This window comes from Blautia sp. ZXY-1-C6, assembly GCF_056339875.1.
The window spans coordinates 7,501-23,813 of record NZ_JBWJVQ010000161.1 but is presented as its reverse complement, the minus strand read 5'-3'; the positions used below and the strand labels follow the sequence as shown (position 1 = coordinate 23,813).

At 40.6% G+C, this 16,313-nt stretch carries 14 protein-coding genes, 7 tRNA genes and 1 rRNA gene (1 of these 22 running past the window's edge); 1 reads left to right on the top strand and 21 read right to left on the bottom strand.

Features of this window, described 5'->3' with window-relative positions; all coding sequences use genetic code 11:
- Positions 1 to 141 precede the first annotated feature (141 nt).
- The 4 genes from AC075J_RS07540 to AC075J_RS07525 form a co-directional block, all read right to left on the bottom strand.
- Positions 142 to 2,166, bottom strand: coding sequence for a beta-galactosidase (locus tag AC075J_RS07540; protein ID WP_196049400.1), 2,025 nt, complete (start codon positions 2,164 to 2,166; stop codon positions 142 to 144).
- A 500-nt stretch (positions 2,167 to 2,666) separates the two neighbouring features.
- A complete protein-coding gene (locus AC075J_RS07535; RefSeq protein ID WP_020993330.1) occupies positions 2,667 to 3,674 on the bottom strand; it encodes a LacI family DNA-binding transcriptional regulator in 1,008 nt (335 codons plus the stop codon).
- Between the two features lie 78 nt (positions 3,675 to 3,752).
- Positions 3,753 to 3,938 (bottom strand): hypothetical protein, encoded by a 186-nt coding sequence (locus AC075J_RS07530; RefSeq protein WP_008707826.1) that lies wholly within the window; start codon positions 3,936 to 3,938, stop codon positions 3,753 to 3,755.
- The gene (locus AC075J_RS07525; protein ID WP_022379873.1) at positions 3,929 to 4,717 is read right to left on the bottom strand and encodes a ParA family protein; all 789 of its coding nucleotides are present in this window, start codon (positions 4,715 to 4,717) and stop codon (positions 3,929 to 3,931) included. Before AC075J_RS07525 ends, AC075J_RS07530 begins: the two co-directional genes overlap by 10 nt.
- Before the next feature lie 249 nt (positions 4,718 to 4,966).
- Between AC075J_RS07525 and trhA the strand changes: the two genes are divergently transcribed.
- Positions 4,967 to 5,629, top strand: a complete 663-nt coding sequence (gene trhA / locus AC075J_RS07520) for a PAQR family membrane homeostasis protein TrhA (protein WP_020993331.1) — start codon at positions 4,967 to 4,969, stop codon at positions 5,627 to 5,629.
- Positions 5,630 to 5,749: 120 nt separating this feature from the next.
- Here trhA and AC075J_RS07515 read toward each other — a convergent pair whose 3' ends face one another.
- From AC075J_RS07515 to AC075J_RS07435, 17 genes are all read right to left on the bottom strand, one after another.
- Positions 5,750 to 6,721 carry an N-acetylmuramoyl-L-alanine amidase family protein gene (locus AC075J_RS07515; RefSeq protein ID WP_243100089.1) on the bottom strand — a complete coding sequence of 324 codons (972 nt, stop codon included), beginning with the start codon at positions 6,719 to 6,721 and terminating at the stop codon, positions 5,750 to 5,752.
- Positions 6,722 to 6,749: 28 nt separating this feature from the next.
- Positions 6,750 to 6,992: a GIY-YIG nuclease family protein gene (locus AC075J_RS07510; protein WP_025580986.1), complete on the bottom strand. Its 243-nt coding sequence runs from the start codon at positions 6,990 to 6,992 to the stop codon at positions 6,750 to 6,752.
- A 285-nt stretch (positions 6,993 to 7,277) separates the two neighbouring features.
- Positions 7,278 to 8,717: a glycoside hydrolase family 32 protein gene (locus AC075J_RS07505; protein ID WP_022379870.1), complete on the bottom strand. Its 1,440-nt coding sequence runs from the start codon at positions 8,715 to 8,717 to the stop codon at positions 7,278 to 7,280.
- Positions 8,714 to 10,618 carry a PTS sucrose transporter subunit IIABC gene (locus AC075J_RS07500; protein ID WP_022379869.1) on the bottom strand — a complete coding sequence of 635 codons (1,905 nt, stop codon included), beginning with the start codon at positions 10,616 to 10,618 and terminating at the stop codon, positions 8,714 to 8,716. The genes AC075J_RS07505 and AC075J_RS07500 overlap by 4 nt, the downstream gene beginning before the upstream one ends.
- Positions 10,619 to 11,039: 421 nt before the next feature.
- Positions 11,040 to 12,032: a LacI family DNA-binding transcriptional regulator gene (locus AC075J_RS07495; protein ID WP_022379868.1), complete on the bottom strand. Its 993-nt coding sequence runs from the start codon at positions 12,030 to 12,032 to the stop codon at positions 11,040 to 11,042.
- Positions 12,033 to 12,080: 48 nt separating this feature from the next.
- Entirely contained in the window at positions 12,081 to 12,185 is a 105-nt protein-coding gene (locus AC075J_RS07490) for a DUF6783 domain-containing protein (protein ID WP_368187745.1), read from the bottom strand.
- A 157-nt stretch (positions 12,186 to 12,342) separates the two neighbouring features.
- Positions 12,343 to 13,236 carry a M23 family metallopeptidase gene (locus tag AC075J_RS07485; RefSeq protein ID WP_022379867.1) on the bottom strand — a complete coding sequence of 298 codons (894 nt, stop codon included), beginning with the start codon at positions 13,234 to 13,236 and terminating at the stop codon, positions 12,343 to 12,345.
- A 61-nt stretch (positions 13,237 to 13,297) separates the two neighbouring features.
- Positions 13,298 to 14,131 (bottom strand): SpoIID/LytB domain-containing protein, encoded by an 834-nt coding sequence (locus tag AC075J_RS07480; RefSeq protein ID WP_022379866.1) that lies wholly within the window; start codon positions 14,129 to 14,131, stop codon positions 13,298 to 13,300.
- Positions 14,132 to 14,334: 203 nt separating this feature from the next.
- On the bottom strand, positions 14,335 to 14,580 hold the full coding sequence (locus AC075J_RS07475) for a hypothetical protein (RefSeq protein WP_476390203.1): 246 nt from the start codon (positions 14,578 to 14,580) through the stop codon (positions 14,335 to 14,337).
- 221 nt (positions 14,581 to 14,801) lie between these two features.
- Positions 14,802 to 14,874: transfer RNA gene (locus tag AC075J_RS07470), tRNA-Lys, on the bottom strand.
- 30 nt (positions 14,875 to 14,904) lie between these two features.
- Positions 14,905 to 14,977, bottom strand: a tRNA-Phe gene (locus AC075J_RS07465).
- Between the two features lie 4 nt (positions 14,978 to 14,981).
- A tRNA-Met gene (locus AC075J_RS07460) sits at positions 14,982 to 15,055 on the bottom strand.
- 21 nt (positions 15,056 to 15,076) lie between these two features.
- Positions 15,077 to 15,149 (bottom strand) — tRNA-Thr (locus AC075J_RS07455).
- Between the two features lie 17 nt (positions 15,150 to 15,166).
- Positions 15,167 to 15,248: transfer RNA gene (locus tag AC075J_RS07450), tRNA-Tyr, on the bottom strand.
- 5 nt (positions 15,249 to 15,253) lie between these two features.
- Positions 15,254 to 15,326: transfer RNA gene (locus AC075J_RS07445), tRNA-Val, on the bottom strand.
- A 42-nt stretch (positions 15,327 to 15,368) separates the two neighbouring features.
- Positions 15,369 to 15,442 (bottom strand) — tRNA-Asp (locus AC075J_RS07440).
- Between the two features lie 71 nt (positions 15,443 to 15,513).
- Positions 15,514 to 16,313 (bottom strand): 23S ribosomal RNA (locus AC075J_RS07435) (it continues 2,085 nt past the right edge of the window).

The following is a 16,313-nucleotide window of genomic DNA, read 5'->3' as shown; positions in this document are numbered from 1 at the left end:
ATTTCTATACCTTTCCTGATACAATTAAAAACTTTTTGTATCATTTTCCCGGTTAAACCTGAGTAAAAAAAGAATCCCTTCACCAGGCAGTTTCAATCTCTGCTTAAAGTGAAGGGATTTCCTCATCCATCGTTATTTATTTTACACGATAACCTTCGCAACTGCAAGACCATAAACTTTAAGTTTATCGCTGCCATTGCCATAAATCCAACTGATCTCGCCTTCCGGTACGGGAATGCTTACAGCTTCTGTTCCGAAATTCTGATAAATATAATATTTCTCATTTTCACACTCTCTCACTGTAATCTCCAGTGCATCCGGGATTTCTTCTTTGATTCCGCAGGAAACGCCGCTGTCTTTGAGCACTTTTTCAAGGAAGTCTCCATAGAATTCTTTATCAGCATCTGCTGCCACATACCATGCCTTACCTTTGCCATATTCATTCACTGTCAGGCAGGAATAGCCTTCATAGAAATCACTTCCGTAGGTCATTAAAGTACGTGCTCCGCGAAGCTCCACAAGGTCGCACAGATATTTACATGTATAAGTCTTATCCAGTCCAAGTTCATTGCCAGCCACAGGAACAAAAGAATTTTCTTCCCAGTCATAAAGGCCGTCAATTTCTGTGCTTCTGATTCCCAGCACATCCATCAGACCATGAGGAGTTCCTTCCAGATAACACCTGTCTGTGTCATCTGCAATTCCGGACCAGTAACTTGTGATCAGTGTACCGCCGTTTTCCACGAACGCACGAATCTTTTTGGCAAAACCTTCCTTGAACATATAAACCATTGGAAGAGCCAGTACTTTATATTTATCCAGTTCACAGGTCATATCGATCACATCCACATTGACGCCCTGCTTACGGAAACCTCTATAGAATTTCAGCATTGCTTCCAGATAATGAAGCCCTTTATTTCTGGGTCCCTGGCTGTCCTCCATTGCCCACTGGCTGTCCCAGTCATAAAGCATGGCAACCGAGCTGTTCACAGTTGTTCCTGCCAGTTCTTTTAACTCTTTCAGAACTTCTCCAACCCTGGAAACTTCTTTAAACACTCTTGTATCATTTCCACCGTAATGATCGATCACTGCTCCGTGGAACTTCTCAGAAGCACCTCTGCTCTGGCGGATCTGGAAATAAAGAGCACCCTCTCCGCCATGTGCAATTGCCTGCATGGACTGTGCAAAAAGCATTCCCGGTTTCTTTAATTTGCTCACACTCTGCCAGTTTGTAGAAGTCGGGCAGGATTCCATCTGGAAAAACGGCTTTCCTTTCAGAGAACGCATCAGGTCATGGCACATTCCATTGTCATAAGCTGTATCGATCACAGCCTCTTTATGCCATGTAGGATAGGTATCCCAGGAAACCACATCTATCTCTTTCGCAATCTTAAAATAATCTAAACCTCCAAAATAATGCATCAGGTTAGCAGTAGTCGGAAGTGTGCTTCCTCCCTCTCTCAGTGCTGCAATCTCATGATGAATGAAATCAGCAGTCTGATGAGTGACAAAGCGTTTCCAGTCCAGATTCAGTGCATGAAGCTGTGTCTCACCAATCTTAGACGGACTCTCAATCTGGTCAAAGCTGTTATAGGTATGACTCCAGAAAGTGGTACACCACTGATCATTCAGGTTTTCAATAGTCTGGTATTTCTCTTTCAACCAGTTACGAAATGCTTCCTGACACAATGGGCAGTGACATTCTCCGCCATATTCATTGGAAATATGCCACAGGATCACACCCGGATGTGTGGCAACCTCCTGCGCCAGCTTTTTGTTAATAATATGTACCTTCTCTCTGTAAACAGGAGAAGTATAACAATGATTATGTCTGAATCCAAATAACGCTCTGTGACGCGTTTCATCTACACGAAGTACCTCCGGATACTTATCTGCCATCCATTTTGGTCTTGCACCTGACGGTGTAGCCAGGATTGTAGAAATTCCTCTTTTATAAAGCTTATCAATGATCTCCTGCAGCCATCCAAAATGAAATACACCTTCTTCCGGCTCCAGTGTGGACCAGGAAAAAATCCCAAGGCTTACTACATTACAGCCAGACTCCTCCAGCATATCAATATCTTTTTCCAGAATATCCGGTCTCTTTAACCACTGTTCCGGGTTGTAATCACCGCCATGGAGCAGCTTATCCGTTCTAAAGTCCATACCTGTTCTCCTCTTAACTCTCTATTTTCAATCGTTTTCTTTTTCATTATCATATTTAAACTCTATCCAATTTCAAAACACTCTCTTCTCGCTGCTCATTACTTTTCTCAGTCAAAGCAGACGGGATTTGATTTCATTCTTCTTACAGAATATGGTTTGCAATTACTCCAAGTTTGTTTGCGCAACCGATTGTTCATATTTTTAGTATATTCCTTTATATTAATAAAGTCAATTAGCCATTATTATCTAATTTCGAATCTCTTTTTTGTCATATCACACAATTCATGACTGCTTTTTCCATTTTTCAAACACACACACGAATCCTGCTTGCAGGATTCCTCCGCCTGTGGCGAGTCGCTTCAGCGACATAATTCCTCTCTTCCACAATGCGATCCTGCCCGGGAACTTTTTATGTTACAGAAACATTATGAAGTAATTTCCCATGAAAAAAATCCTCTGATTATTGATTCTCCAATAATTACAGAGGATTTTTCATTTTTCTACTGTGTTGACTCACGCAGCATCACCTGATAATTCAGTGTCAACGTATCCTCCAAAGGCTTCTCCCCGAGGATGTTCAGTAATTTCGCACATGCCATCTTTCCCAGTCTTACCGTATCAAAGCGTATACTGGTAATCGGTGGATTATTATATTCCAGATTCTTACTGTCATACATACTGGCTATTTTTATTTCTGCAGGAACCGATATTTTCTTTTCCCTCAGACTGCTCAGACACATGCTGCAGATCACATCATCCATACAGACAATACCATCCGCGCCTTCTTCAAGCAGTCTCTTCACAGCATCAGATACTGCTGCCTGATTATCCGTATCCATGAAGATCAGATTTTCGTTAACAGAAACTCCCATTTCCTCATGTGCTTCCAGAAAACCCTGATATCTGCTTCCGGTAACATTGTAGGACTGATTTCCACCCAGAAGTGCCAGATTCCGAAAACCTTTCATCAACATAATACTTGTCAGTTCTTTTCCGGCTTCCTGGTTCTTGTTATCTACAAACGGAACTTCCGGATCTGAAGATGGGCCGATCAATATATATGGTTCCTTACAGTTCTTCAGATATTTCTGTACCTTGGAACTTACCACTGCTCTGCTTACAATGATCCCATCGACTTTTCGATTTGCCTCCAGTCTCTGTATCTGCGATACATCTGCTCCATCAATCATAGAAATAATAATATCATACTCATAGGAGGAAGCCATCTCACAGATTCCATTCATACAGTCTTTAAAAAAAAGAAACTCTGTGGCAACATAATCCTTCGGCATCAGCAGTGCAATATTATAAGTTTTACGCTGTGCCAACCCCTTTGCTACAACATTGGGTCTGTAATCATGTTCTTTTATAAATGCCCGTACTCTGTCTCTTGTAGCCTGACTGATTCTTCCCTTTCCTGAAATAGCACGTGATACCGTAGTCTTACTTACCCCAAGCTCCCGGGCGATATCTTCTATTGTATATATCTTCTTTTCTTCTGTTTCCATAAAATACCCCACTTTTTGCGCAACCACTTGATTATATTCTATAAAATAACAAAATACTCAAGCACTTACAAGTAACTTTTAAAGAAGATATACCGGCAGTTCCTCATTAATATGAACAGAACCTTTTGCTGTTTTTTTCTTTTCTTCTGTAACAGATATTGTTTCCGGTTTCTCTGCCTCTTTTGTGGATACAACGGGCTTCTTTACGGTTTTCCCGGCACCTGCATTTGCTGCACGCCGAATACTCTCCCTGCCTACTGACATAATTCCATGACCTCCTCTGCCAATCTCGTATATTCCCTGGCACTTCTGCTTGATTTTTTATATTCCACAACCGGAATACTGTTATCCTGTGACCATTCTACAGAGCTGTCCACTCTGATGATCTGCTCAAATACATGAATATCCTCAAGTTCATGCAGTGTTTCCATTGTCTGTTTATAATAACTCTTTCTTGTATCTACCTTTGTCACTGCAATTCCGGCAACTTCCAGTTCCGGAGTAATCTGCTTTACTTCATTAAGAAATTCAAACATATTCGCAAGTCCGAACATTCCCCATGGACTTGCCTCAACAGGAATAATTACCCGGTCTGATGCACAAAGGATATTCATCACCCAACCACCCAGCGTAGGAGGTGCATCAATCAGAATATAGTCATAATTTCCTGCATCCTTTATCTTCTGAATGCATTTTCGCAGGATAAATTCTCTCTGCCATTTTGTAAAAAGTTCATATTCTATAGAACTCATCAATGTAGACGATGGTATCAGATCCAGATTTTCGTAGGGAGTATGTACCACATAACCGCTGAGCTCTTCCTGTTTTCCGATTGCGCAATACAGATTCTTCTCTCCTTTCGCCTGCTCCAGCACCCAGTTCTCCGGAAAAAAAGCAAGAGAAAGATTTAACTGCATATCTCCATCGATCAGAAGAACCTTTTTCCCTGCCTGAGCCATCGCCGCTCCAAGGTTTGAACAGGTTGTGGTTTTTCCACTTCCACCCTTATTATTTGTAAAACATATCGTTATGGTTTTTCCCATGGAACTGTCTCCTTTACCACTTACTTTACTTGTATTATAGGAGATTTATCATATAGATTCAACTGTTTTCCTCATCTTCACAACCCTGTAACTCATTTGCATTGCCGGACAAACATTTCTTTGATTCCCAAAATAAGCCCTTGATTTTTTGTTTTTTTGTGCTATAGTATTTATATACTTGATATGTAGTTTTTAAAACTATGTTATATTGTTTTCATTATATTTATCTGAATGAATGGAGGCGTTTTTATGAAATTTAAATTAAAAGATCCCGGAAGTGCGATCACTCATGGTATTGCCCTTCTTCTCGCTGCAGTCGGAGCAGTTCCTCTTATTATCAAGGCAGCGCGTTCTTATGATGTGCTCCATATTGTTGCTTTAAGTATTTTTATCCTTACCATGGTTCTGCTCTATGCAGCCAGTACCATTTACCATTCTGTAGATTCTACAGAGAAGGTCAATCGACGGCTGCGAAAAATGGATCACATGATGATTTTTGTGATGATCGCCGGAAGCTATACTCCTGTATGCCTGATCGTTCTTCATAACCGCATTGGATATATTCTGTGCGCGCTGGTATGGAGTATTGCAGTCCTCGGCATTATCTTAAAGGGCTGTTGGATTACCTGTCCCAAATGGTTGTCCTCTGTACTGTATATCGCCATGGGCTGGCTGTGTGTACTGGCATTTGTTCCAATCTTCCATGCACTCCCACGTGCAGGATTTGACTGGCTTCTTGCAGGCGGAATCATTTATACCATCGGTGGTGTGATCTATGCATTAAAAGTTCCGCTTTTTAATTCCAGACATAAGAATTTTGGTTCCCATGAGATCTTTCACATCTTTGTTATGCTTGGAAGTGCCTGCCATTTCATTGTCATGTACTTTTTTGTTGCTCCACTACCTGTATAACCGTCAATTTGCCAATAAACAAAACAAGGGGTTGCGGCACCGGATTTTTTCCGGTGCTACAACCCCTTAACAATACAATTTTCTCTGCTGCAGCATAATCCCTGCAGGAAAGCTTTTATATTACACAGCTACTCTTCTTTCCGGATACAATCCATAGGATCCATATCCCACGCCAAAATATCCATAATAGCTCTTCGCCTCTGCGAACAGCGGATCATATACTCTGCCTCCGATTTCAGCCCAGCAATGACCGCTTCCGTCAGTTGCCGTTGTATCTACGCAGACATAAACATTCTTATATCCAAGAGCCTTTGCAAGATAGGCAAACGAACAGGCATCTGAGAAACAGTCCCCGCCTTTTCCGCTCAGTATCAGATAATCGTTTGCATATAACGCAGGCCATGCAGTCTGATTATAAAATATTCTTCTGGTATCGTAATAATGCTGATACATTACCCATCTGAAACAGGTTTCAAATTTCTCACTTTTTGACATACTCGGTTTTGTGATCTTGCTGACAACATCCTTTGCTCTCTGCAAAGTCTCATACTCATACGCTTTGGTGGAATTCATTTTCTTTCCATTTGGATAATAAATCGTCTTTCCTTTTTTCCAGGCTTCCAGAATTCCCTTTTCTGTACAATAATAAATTGTATTTCCAACTTTAACTGTTTTCGTTCTCAGAACACCCTTGTCACTGAAATAGTAATATTTTCCGCTGATTTTCTTAACGCCACTGTAACGTATTCCATTGGAACCAAAATAATATTTCTTGTTATTGTATTTGATCCATCCGGTTTTCATAAATCCTTTTGGACTGAAATAATAAACTTCACCATGGATTTTACGCATTCCTGTAAGATACTGTCCATCTTTAAAATATTTCTTATTTTTTGTTCCATACTCATACCAGCCATTTTTCACCTCCGGTATGGGTGTTGGTGCAGGTGTCTCGATTGGTGTTACATCCGGAGCCGGTGTTTCAATCGGGATCGGTGTTACAGTAACATCCGGTACTTCTGCTGCCATGGCCGGAACACTGCCCATCACACATACTGCGCATACTGCAAGCCATTTTGTCATCTTTTTCATTTTCTCTTATCCTCCTTATCTGACGGGTTCAGAAGCTCAGCAACTCCAGTTTTTTATTTCTGGTAAATTGTTTAATCTCATATTCACGTCTCATCGCTTCTTCTTTTGTTGAAAATCCTTCATAATATACAAGTGTAACCGGTCTTTTGGTCCTTGTATATTTCGCGCCGTTCTTTCCCTCGTTGTGTGCTTTCATACGTTTTTGCAGACAGTTTGTCCACCCTGTATAAAGAGTCCCATCTGCACATTTAACAATGTAAGTATAATTCATCATAATCACCCGACAGTCATATATTATAATCAAACAACTGTCTTATTGTCTGGAATTGCATTATTTGAAATTTTTTATAATTTATGTAAAGGACAACTGCTATCTTTTGCGGTCGTCCCTGTTTCTATAATAAACAGTCGGTTTAAAACACGTATATCATCCGGACACATATTCTTTCTGACAGCCAGATCTCTCAGCACCAGAAATACCAATATGTCAAAAAAGCAGGCAGGGAAACCGACTGCGGATTTTCTTTCCCACCTGCTTTATTATACGTTTATTTTCTTATTTTGTGAATATCATTTTTCGAAGATTCCAGAGATTTCCCCTGAATTTTCCGCCTTTTACCTTTAGCTGCAGATCTTCACGATCCGGATAATATCTGGTTGAGAATACAATCTCTCCATCATTCAGATAAAGTTCCACTGCAGAAGTATCTGCAAGAATCCGGATATTGTTCAGTTCACTGACTTTCGCTTTCCGCTTATTTCTTCCTGCACCCGCAATTTCAGAAAATCCAATCTCCGCAATTTCATTTTCATATTTAAAGAGCATCTGTCCGCCCATACTGATCTGAAAACTTCTGTCTGTCACTGCAATATCTTCAATTAACAGATCAAAACCTTCATTTACTTCTACACGAACCTCAACAATTGATTTTTCATCATCAAGAATTGTTTTCTCTTTTCGGAGTCTCTCCAGTTCTTTTGCCGGATACTGGAATATTTTTCCATCCTTTACCCTCAGTTCCCGTGGTACGGTAAGACAATGCTGCCAGCCTTCATCAATGGTTTTATTGGTATATTCCTCCTCTGCATCCGGCATTCCCATCCATCCTATCAGAAGTCGCCTTCCGCTGTTATCTGTAAAGGTCTGTGGAGCATAAAAGTCAAATCCCATATCCCACTCACGAAAGTCTCTTTCATCTACAGAGCCATCCTCTTTTACCGGAAAATAGCCTGACTGATAGATATTCTGAAAACGAAATTCTTCCCTCTTCAAGCCCTGTGGTGATACAGACAGAAATTTCTTCCCGTCCAGTTCGAAATAGTCCGGGCATTCCCACATATAGCCAAAAGCTTCCGGTGTGGTTATTATATGTTTAAATTTCCATTCTTTCAGATTTTCTGATTCATAAACCAGAACTGCACCTTTATCTCCCTTAAGACGTCCGCCAAGAACCATTAAATACCTGTCGTTTTCTTTCCAGACTTTCGGGTCTCTGATATGACAGGTAAACTCTTCCGGATATTTTTCAAAAGAAATTATCTCTTCTTTATCTCCGAAATGAATTCCGTCCTCACTTTCTACATGAAGCGTACTGGTCTCACGTCCTTCATTAATATAATCATAATCACCGTCAATCTTTACATTCCCGGTGAAAAACAAATGAAGTTTTTCACTCTCTGCCAATGCAGATCCGGAATAGACACCATGACAGTCATAAGGAGAATCCGGATAAAGAGCTGTCCCTTCGTATTTCCAGTCTACCAGATCTTCACTTGTATAATGTCCCCAGAATTTCAGTCCGCCTTCCACATCAAAGGGAGCGTATTGAAAAAACACATGATATCTGCCTTTATACCAGCATAGTCCATTCGGATCATTGAGCCATCCGACCGGCGGCATCAGATGATGTCCAAGGCGGAATCTTCCTTCTGTCAGATCTGCGTTCTTTTCAATTACTTTTATATTTCTTTCAAGAACTTTAGTTAGCGTACTCATTTCACAATCTCCAATACTTTATCTGATGGTGTTACCGAATCTTCCGACAGAATTTTCACATCTTTATAATCATCCGAATTCGTTACAATAAGAGGAGTCGTCACATCGTATCCTGCTGCCTTAACTTTCTCCATATCAAAGGAAATCAGAAGCTGGCCTTTCTTTACGTGATCTCCATTCTTTACATGAGATGTAAAATATTTTCCATTCAATTCCACTGTATTGATCCCGATATGGATCAGAAGCTCCATACCACTTTCCGTACTTAAACCAACTGCATGCTTTGTATCAAAAACAGTCTCAACCACAGCATCACATGGAGCAACAACTTCACCCTTCGATGGAATTACGGCAATTCCTTTTCCAAGTACTTCCGAAGCAAATGTAGCGTCATTTACCTGGGAAAGCAAAATCGCAGTTCCTTCTGATACACTATAAAGCACAGAATCATCTGCATTGCTTTTTTCTGTTGTTGATTTATCTCCCACAGCTTCAACACTTTCTGTCTTTTCAGAAACATTAGTGTCCTTATATCCAAACAACCAGGTAAGTACAAAGGCAGCACCAAATGCAATCACAAACATAAGAATATAAGAAACCGGATTATTCAGACAAAGAAGAATTCCAAAGATACCGGTTACGCCAGTTCCCGTAGCCCCCAGTCCTGTAACAGATGCAAACAGTGCACCAAATGCACCACCAATACATCCCATCACAAATGGTTTTCCAAAGCGAAGGTTAACACCAAAGATCGCAGGTTCAGTAATTCCCATACAGGCACTTAATGCAGACGGAACTGCCATTGATTTAATCTTCTGATCCTTTGTCTTAAGTGCTACTGCAAGAGTGGCTCCACCCTGTGCAATATTCGCTGCAGAAGCAAGAGGCAGCCAGTAAGTAACTCCAAATTTAGACAACTGTCCAAGATCAATGATCGTGTACATATGGTGAACACCGGCAACCACCGTCGGTGCATAAAACGCACCCATAATAAAACTTCCGATACCAAATGGCAATGCGATCAGCCACTGAATCCCATTCAGAAGTCCGTTCTCAACAGTGACAAAGATAGGTCCGATAATGGATAATGTCAGATATCCTGTTACAAAGACACTTACAAGCGGAGTAACAAACAGATCAAACATTGCCGGCACTATTTTGTGAAGTCTCTTCTCAATCTGAGCCAGTACCCATACTGCAATGATAACCGGAATTACATGCCCCTGATATCCGACCATATCAATAGAGTAAAGTCCAAACCATACTTTCTGAGTTGCTTTAACACCTTCTGTGGCAACTGTCCATGCATTCTGGAGATTCGGATGAATCATGATCATACCGATAACTGCACCCAGATACGGGTTTGCACCAAACACTTTAGCACCGCTGTATGCGATGAGGATTGGCAGGAACGTATATGCCGTATTACTGAAAAGCTGTGCAAATGTATAAATAGAACCGCTGGTATCAATATTCAAAAATCCATTGTTTACCATGAAGTTCAGTGCTTCCATAATTCCCATCAGGAAACCGCTTGCAACAATTGCAGGAATAATCGGCACAAAAATATCTCCAAGTGTCTTGATCAGTCTCTGCACCGGATTTGCCCTGGAAGCCGCAACTTTTTTCAGCTCTTCTTTACTGCTCTCAGAAACTCCTGCAATCCGGATGAACTCATCATATACTTTATTAACTATACCTGTTCCCAGAATGATCTGCATCTGTCCCTGCGCAAAGAAAACACCTTTTACACCTTCAATGTTCTCAACATATTCCTTATCAGCCTTTGAATTATCACTGATAACCAGGCGAAGACGTGTGGCACAATGAGCTGCGGAAATAATATTTTCTTTTTTACCGATATGGTCATATATCTCCTGTGCTGTTTTTCTGTAATCCATAATATCCTCCTTTTATGGAATCGTTCTCATATAAATGTATACTTTGAAATTCTCACATATTCAACAAATTTCACTTGTTAATCTTATAAAAATACCTTTTAACCTTAATATCATCTTATACCATTCCAAATTTACTCTGATATCTGATTATAATTCAGCAGATATCTTGCACTCTCACGATATTTCTTATCTGATCACCAATATGTATTTCCTATGGATTGTATGTACTTTTATGGAATCGTTCTCATATATGCTATTATATCTGGGCGTTTTTTATTTGTAAATATGTAACATATCACAAATATTATATCCATTTTTTATATATTATTTCCAAAACACTCCCTTTAATATATATGTAAATCCAATTATTCAGAAAAAAAGAACTCTGATGATTGCCTCAGAGTTCCTCTTTCATGTTCAGTCATATATTTCGGTGAGACTCTCTGAGTACCACCTTACATCCCATTTTTATTTCTTTATGTACAGATGATGTTTCCTTAGATTCTATCAAATCTACCAGCACTTTTGCTGATTCCATTCCACTTGTCTTGTAAAAAAAATGTACAGTAGTCAGCTTTGGTTCTATGATCTTTCCCAGAAAACTGTCTCCCATTCCGGCAATCTGAACCTGTTGAGGAATCTGATATCCGTTCTCCTTCAGCCAATTTGCCGCTCCAACTGCCATGGTATCTGTTGCACAGATCAATGTATCTACATCGGGATGCTCCGTAAAAAGTTCTTTCGCTTTCTCATATCCTGACTCTAATGTGAAATTTCCGCATTTTACACATCCACTTTCCAATGTGATCTGATTTTCTCCAAGAACCTTCTCCACACCTGATTTTCGCTGCCTGCCAACTGCCTCATCTTTATCCGTAACTGTAATATATCCAAACTTCTTTCCTGTCTTCACCATCTGTTCAGTAAGATTTACAGCAGCCTTATAATCGTCCTGAAAAATACATGGATAACCATCCAGCTGTTGTCCAAGTAAAACAATCGGAACTTTAAATCCCTTCATCATTTCCCTGTGCTGTTTTGTCAATATGGTGGCAATAAAAATAACACCATCGACCTGATTATCCCTGAACAGCGAAAGATATTTCAATTCTTCTTCAACACTGTTATTTGTATTTGCCAGTATCAGCTGATATCCTTTTTTGGTAAGTATGTCACTGATTCCGGCAACTTCCCGGCTGATCGTATTGGAATCTATCTTTGGCAGAATTACTCCGACCAGTTTTGTCTTCTTAGTACGCAGCCTCTGCGCCTGTGAAGAAGGCTGATACCCGGTTTCTTCAATAACTCTGCTGATATTTTTTTTCTTTTCCTCACTGACATAACCATTGTTCAGATACCTGGATACGGTAGCTCTGGAGACCCCTGCCAGTTTGGCAATCTCATTAATATTCATATAAAAAGCTCCTCTTTCATGCTGTCTGTATAATTTCCGAAAGTATTTTTATAACCAGCAGTATTTTATGATGCTAGAGCGTGTCTGAAAAATGCTTTCCGCAAGATGTATGTCACAATTTGTGGGAGATTTTGCCCCTAATCTGATATCCACGAATTGTTAACTGCTGAATCACTACATATTTTGTATTATACTACACATATCATTTCTGTTGCAAATATCAAAGTACTGTTTATACGTTACTGTCTTGGCCCTATACCAAATTAAGGGCTGCCAATCTGCGGCAACCCTGTTTTTTTCTTCTATTTCATTATGGAAGATATTCAATCGGATCTATTGGTTCTCCATTCTTTTTCATTGCAAAATAAAGATTGGTTCCTTCTGTGCTGTAATATTTTGTAGGCTGTGCAATATATCCTATCGTCGTTCCCTTTTTAATTGTATCTCCTTCTGACACTGTCAGATCTGTAAGCTGTCCATAAACAGCCTGATATCCATTTCCAAGTTCCATTGTCAGTGTAGTACCCGTCTGCGCATTCTGCTCTATAGAATAAACCTTGCCATTAACAGCAGCTACCACAGGTGCTCCCTCTACTGCACCGACAGCAATAGCCGGACTCAATTTATACTGATCAAGCGTCGGAAAATAAGTAGTCTGATCCATACTGTAATCAAGGAGAACATTTCCATTCACCGGCCACTCCATTAATGTATCTTCCGAAAAATTTACTGTCGCAAGATTCAGGGCCGATGCCGAAACATCTGTTGCTTCATCTGCCTGATCTTCTGATATCGTCTGGGATTTCATATTTGCATTTACTGATGATTCTTCTGCTTGCTGAGAATTTACAGCATTGTCAGTCTTATCCACATCTGCAGTATTATCTGATTCATTATTATCCACAGTATTCTGAGCTGTTTCCCCATACATTCCTTGTTTTTGGAATGTAACCTTTGTATCATCCAAATCTTCCCCGTCATCGGATATCCACTGATTTTCTGACTCCACATGATTCGTTCCTGCATCTTCACTCAATTGTTCTTCCGTATCCTGTGTACTTTCACCGACATTTTCTGTTTTTTCTTCAGGAGTTTTCTCTTTGACCGGGGAGGTACCTAACTGATAAACTGTAATTCCCAATGCTGCTACAGCGGCCAGTCCAACGGAATTGGCAATGATTCTTGTCACTTTGTTATTCATCATATTCCTTTCACCTCTGTTTTCATCTTCATATCTATAGGGTGTCCAGAATATTCGTATCTATTCAGCAATTTACAGATTTTATGTTCAGCACATCCATCTCAGGAAAATAATATTGTAAGATCTCTTTTGCATTCGCAGACTCCTTTGCCATCTCATTCCCTCCATATTGTGAGAATCCTAATCCATGACCTTTTCCTCTACATAAAAATCGTATTTCCTTTCCAGACTTCTGAATTGTAAAATTTGAGGACGTGAGTCCCATTCCTTTTCTGAATGCCTCGCCTTCCAACACTTTCCCGTCAGCCAGAATTTCTGTAACATAACCGGCACTGTCCCTGGATTTTATTTCAATTCTTTCCGGAAGGACATTTTTATTTATGTATACACTATTCAAATAATCTTTTGCATTTTTATCCACAAGACTGTGTACGGATCTGAGATACGAATCATCTTCGTTGTGGAAAACTTCCATTCCATCTCTTGTCTGTCCTGCACTTAATTCATGATAGGGAACTAACTTTAATTCTTTATTCCATACAATGACTTTTCCTTCTGTTTCTGTTACTGCTTTTTCGTACTTATTCTGTAAAATTACACAAGCCAGGGATTTCCCCTCCATCTCTTCCTTTATCTGACATAAAGTTATTGCCAGATTTTTCTCCTCTTTCATTGTCCGGTAAAAATTTGATCTTGCTATGATTGTTTGTGCTTTTATAGTCTCAAGTTCATATTTGTCTTCAATCTGCGATGAAACGATCACCGGCAGAAGCATTTCCACATTAAATTTTTTATTGATCAATGTAGTGTTGGCACCATTAAAAATAATTGTAACTATATAGGGAACAAAAAACAGAGCAAAGATTCCCGTTGTTCCAGGGAAAAAAGACTTTCTCATATCAGACCATCATTATAAACTTCTTCTTTTTAGTATATACATATATATTTATCTGTATGTATATTATTTATAACACTTCTGTTATATAGCAATTCTCGTAAATAATGCATATTGATCCTGCTCATCAGAACATAAAATCCTGCTGAACTGTCTCAAATTCATTAATTGAGAGGACTGCGATAGTTTCTGCATACGGGGTTTCATTACCCCGTATTAAAATATACAGCTCTATTTATTCTATTCTGGATTCGTGGTTCATTCCAGTAAATAATTTTATTTTTTCTGTTGTTCTTTTTATCATCCGGACGCAAAACAGTTCTGTCTTTTTTAGAATCTGTATCTTTTATGCAGATTCTTTTCTTGTCTTTAATGACTTCCATTACAAAGCAAATAAGAGCAGTCATGATTAACTGAAAATATTTTTTCAGATTCTTTAAAGGACTCTTCATAAAAACTCCTCCTGTTCTGCATTACATCTACTGACTTCAAACAGCCTGTCCACCGTTAAGACTGCGCACTTCCTACGGTTAATGGTATCAGGTACTAATAATATATGAAAAAGCATAAAACTTTAGAACTTTTTTATTTCTCTATAGTAATTCCATAAAATGATATTAGGGTTCAAAAAACACAAAAAAACTTCTGTGATATTCTCACAGAAGTTTTAAAGTGAAGCATCGGGGATTCGAACCCCGGACAACTTGATTAAAAGTCAAGTGCTCTACCGACTGAGCTAATGCTCCATATTATTTAATTATCACTTTCAAAGTGAATGCCCAGAGCCGGAATCGAACCAGCGACACGAGGATTTTCAGTCCTCTGCTCTACCAACTGAGCTATCTGGGCAAAATAGCGGGGACAGGATTTGAACCTATGACCTTCGGGTTATGAGCCCGACGAGCTTCCAGACTGCTCCACCCCGCGATATTAATTTTTAAAATCAAAAGCCGATGATCGGACTCGAACCGATAACCTGCTGATTACAAATCAGCTGCTCTGCCAATTGAGCCACATCGGCTTAGCTGTTAAGCTAAGTGGATGGAGAAGGATTCGAACCTTCGAAAGCGTTGCTAACAGATTTACAGTCTGCCCCCTTTGGCCACTCGGGAATCCATCCAAGTATGGAACCTATAGGGCTCGAACCTATGACCCTCTGCTTGTAAGGCAGATGCTCTCCCAGCTGAGCTAAGATTCCATATCCATATGCAATTTACCAAACTCGTCAGCTCATTGCTAACGACCCAGAAGAGACTCGAACTCTCGACCTTCGCCGTGACAGGGCGACGCTCTAACCAACTGAGCCACTGGGCCATTTAAAGGTTTGCACCTTCAAAACTACATACATGTTGACATTTCCTTGAGATTCATTCTTCCTGCGATTCTTGGTCAAGCCCTCACCCGATTAGTAACAGTCAGCTCCATGTGTTGCCACACTTCCACCTCTGCCCTATCTACCTCGTCGTCTTCAAGGGGGTTTACTTCTTTCGAATGGGATATCTCATCTTAAGGGGGGCTTCACGCTTAGATGCCTTCAGCGTTTATCCCTTCCGGGCTTGGCTACTCGGCCGTAGACTTGGCAGTCTAACCGATGCACCAGCGGCCCGTCCATCCCGGTCCTCTCGTACTAAGGACAGCTCCTCTCAGATATCCTACGCCCACGCCGGATAGGGACCGAACTGTCTCACGACGTTCTGAACCCAGCTCGCGTACCGCTTTAATGGGCGAACAGCCCAACCCTTGGGACCTACTACAGCCCCAGGATGCGATGAGCCGACATCGAGGTGCCAAACCACTCCGTCGATGTGAACTCTTGGGAGTGATAAGCCTGTTATCCCCAGGGTAGCTTTTATCCGTTGAGCGATGGCATTCCCACTTAATACCACCGGATCACTAAGCCCTACTTTCGTACCTGCTCCACCCGTCGGTGTCGCAGTCAAGCTCCCTTCTGCCTTTGCACTCTTCGAATGGTTTCCGTCCATTCTGAGGGAACCTTTGGGCGCCTCCGATACCCTTTCGGAGGCGACCGCCCCAGTCAAACTCCCCGTCTGGCATTGTCCCACCGCCGGGTCACGGCGGCTGGTTAGAAACCCAATACTGCAAGGGTGGTATCCCAACAGCGGCTCCATGGCAACTGGCGTTACCATCTCCTAGCCTCCCACCTATCCTGTACATGCAATACCGA

Coding starts and splice junctions, on each gene's coding strand:
- AC075J_RS07515 (WP_243100089.1), bottom strand. CDS start 6,721: ATGAAAAAGATGACAAAATGGCTTGCAGTATGCGCAGTATGTGTGATG.
- AC075J_RS07535 (WP_020993330.1), bottom strand. CDS start 3,674: ATGGAAACAGAAGAAAAGAAGATATATACAATAGAAGATATCGCCCGG.
- AC075J_RS07540 (WP_196049400.1), bottom strand. CDS start 2,166: ATGGACTTTAGAACGGATAAGCTGCTCCATGGCGGTGATTACAACCCG.
- AC075J_RS07530 (WP_008707826.1), bottom strand. CDS start 3,938: ATGTCAGTAGGCAGGGAGAGTATTCGGCGTGCAGCAAATGCAGGTGCC.
- AC075J_RS07480 (WP_022379866.1), bottom strand. CDS start 14,131: ATGAGAAAGTCTTTTTTCCCTGGAACAACGGGAATCTTTGCTCTGTTT.
- AC075J_RS07500 (WP_022379869.1), bottom strand. CDS start 10,618: ATGGATTACAGAAAAACAGCACAGGAGATATATGACCATATCGGTAAA.
- trhA (WP_020993331.1), top strand. CDS start 4,967: ATGAAATTTAAATTAAAAGATCCCGGAAGTGCGATCACTCATGGTATT.
- AC075J_RS07525 (WP_022379873.1), bottom strand. CDS start 4,717: ATGGGAAAAACCATAACGATATGTTTTACAAATAATAAGGGTGGAAGT.
- AC075J_RS07495 (WP_022379868.1), bottom strand. CDS start 12,032: ATGAATATTAATGAGATTGCCAAACTGGCAGGGGTCTCCAGAGCTACC.
- AC075J_RS07475 (WP_476390203.1), bottom strand. CDS start 14,580: ATGAAGAGTCCTTTAAAGAATCTGAAAAAATATTTTCAGTTAATCATG.
- AC075J_RS07510 (WP_025580986.1), bottom strand. CDS start 6,992: ATGAATTATACTTACATTGTTAAATGTGCAGATGGGACTCTTTATACA.
- AC075J_RS07485 (WP_022379867.1), bottom strand. CDS start 13,236: ATGATGAATAACAAAGTGACAAGAATCATTGCCAATTCCGTTGGACTG.
- AC075J_RS07505 (WP_022379870.1), bottom strand. CDS start 8,717: ATGAGTACGCTAACTAAAGTTCTTGAAAGAAATATAAAAGTAATTGAA.